The organism is Candidatus Eisenbacteria bacterium (genome assembly GCA_016867495.1).
In the GTDB taxonomy this organism is placed as follows: domain Bacteria; phylum Eisenbacteria; class RBG-16-71-46; order CAIMUX01; family VGJL01; genus VGJL01.
Window position 1 is genome coordinate 1 of sequence record VGJL01000353.1, and the last position, 1766, is coordinate 1766.

At 65.7% G+C, this 1766-nt stretch carries 3 protein-coding genes; all 3 read left to right on the top strand.

Going from position 1 to position 1766, the window contains the following annotated elements:
- Nucleotides 1-146: 146 nt before the first annotated feature.
- The 3 genes from FJY88_14190 to FJY88_14200 all read left to right on the top strand — a co-directional run bounded on the left by FJY88_14190 (nt 147) and on the right by FJY88_14200 (nt 1141).
- A complete protein-coding gene (locus tag FJY88_14190) occupies nt 147-332 on the top strand; it encodes a glycosyltransferase family 4 protein (GenBank protein MBM3288477.1) in 186 nt (61 codons plus the stop codon).
- 258 nt (nt 333-590) lie between these two features.
- Nucleotides 591-923: a winged helix-turn-helix transcriptional regulator gene (locus tag FJY88_14195; GenBank protein MBM3288478.1), complete on the top strand. Its 333-nt coding sequence runs from the start codon at nt 591-593 to the stop codon at nt 921-923.
- Between the two features lie 5 nt (nt 924-928).
- Nucleotides 929-1141 carry a zinc ribbon domain-containing protein gene (locus tag FJY88_14200; GenBank protein MBM3288479.1) on the top strand — a complete coding sequence of 71 codons (213 nt, stop codon included), beginning with the start codon at nt 929-931 and terminating at the stop codon, nt 1139-1141.
- Nucleotides 1142-1766 lie beyond the last annotated feature (625 nt).

Genomic DNA, 1766 nt, shown 5'->3' on the forward strand with positions numbered 1-1766 from the left:
GAATGTCCGCTCGGCCGCAGCGCTGATCACGCCGAGCCGGTATGCCGCCGAGGGAATCGTCCGCGCCTACCGGGCCGATCCGTCAAAGGTCCGCGTGATCCCGCACGGGTTCGATGTCGAGAAGTGGCAGACGATGGTCGAGAGTGATGGGAGATTGCGCCATCCTCGTCGCGCCCGACGATCCAGCGGCCCTTGCGGAGGCCATCGACAGGGTCCTCTCCGAGACCCCGCTCCGCGCGGCGCTGCGGGAAGCGGGGTCGCGGCGGGTTCGAAAGTACGACTGGCAAGAGACGGCTAGGAGCTATCTGGCTGTGGCCCACGCCGTTACCTAGATCACTATTGACATCCCGTCTTCGTTTTCGTATTTTCCGAGAAATGGACAATGTAACGAAACCCCGGAGGTCGGGCATGCTTTGGTTCGCCGCGCTCGTTGTCGGATACATCATCCTCATGTATGTGGTCCTCCCGCGCCTCGGAGTGCCCACCTGAGGATCGGTGTTCATGGACCGATCCGGCGGATCGGGATGTTCGACGCCCAAGCAGCCGAACGCGGCGGGAGAGGAGAGCAAATCCCCAGCGCGGGACCGCAGATGAGTCGGTTCAGCGACTTCGACGGCGCGGCGCGCCTCCTCAAGGTGCTCAGCCATCCGGTGAGGCTCAAGATCGTCTGCGGCCTCATGGGAGAGCCGGCCAACCTCACGCGCATCTCGCGTGATCTCGAGGTGCCGATCTCGACGCTCGCGCAGCACCTTGGCTTGTTGCGGGGAAGCGGAGTGGTCGAGGGAAGGCGCAACGGCGTGGAAGTGACCTTCCGCATCGCAGATCGCCGCGTCCCTGGTATTCTGAGTGTGTTCTGCTCCGGGTCCGACGGCGCTGGGATGCCGCCCCGATGGAGATGGCGGGAACTTGCCAAGAGGAGTTAGGACTGATGCCTTTCTATGAGTATTCCTGCGAGAAGTGCGGGGCGCGGTTCGATCTGATGAGGCGTATGGCCGAGCGGGACGATCCGGCTGTCTGCCCCGAATGCGGGCACAAGGGAGCAAAGCGCGGCCCTTCTCGCGTCACCGCCTCCGTTCGAGGCGGATCCGCGCCGGCCTGCGACTCCGCAAACTCCTGCGCGAACGCCGGCTCCTTTGGCTGAGGGGTTCGTCGCTCGTAGCGGGGTCCCGCTACCGCTCCACCTCGATCCATCCCATCGGCAGGACGTGCGTGGCGACGCGATCCTCGTCGCCTAGATCCTCGAAGCCGGACGGCCAGGGGACACGCACCTCGGCCTGGATGAGGTAGTTGCCAGGCTCCTTCGGAATCCGCCCGTTCAGGACGATCTTCTCGGTGGCCAGCGCGCCGAGCGTCAGCAGGGTGTCCTTCGCGGTGGACTGAGTCCCCTCGGAGTGGACGAATCGAAGCAGCCACTGCACGTCGGCCGATCTCCCGGTGGGATTGCGCACCGAGCCGTCGAGCGTGAACCAGGTGTTCCACTTCCAGCGCGGCGCGCCGGTCTCGCCGCCGAGCCCCTCCGCTGCCTCGCCTTTGACCTTGGGGCGGCCTGTGATGTAGGGAGTCGTCCTCGGCCAGACGACATCCATCTCGGCGGGAGGATCGGACATCTCGAATGTCCCGTCGGAGACGAGGATCGGCGTGCGGTTCTTGGTCGGACCGAACAAGACCCCGACGTACGAACCGGGCTCGATCCCGCCGACGACGACCGCCGACTCGGTGGAGCGGCTCGTGTCGGCCCGCGTTCCGCCCGCGTCCGGATACGGCAC

Bases quoted from the DNA above. Each gene is read 5' to 3' on its own strand.
- FJY88_14190 (MBM3288477.1), top strand. From the start codon at position 147: ATGGGAGATTGCGCCATCCTCGTCGCGCCCGACGATCCAGCGGCCCTT.
- FJY88_14195 (MBM3288478.1), top strand. From the start codon at position 591: ATGAGTCGGTTCAGCGACTTCGACGGCGCGGCGCGCCTCCTCAAGGTG.
- FJY88_14200 (MBM3288479.1), top strand. From the start codon at position 929: ATGCCTTTCTATGAGTATTCCTGCGAGAAGTGCGGGGCGCGGTTCGAT.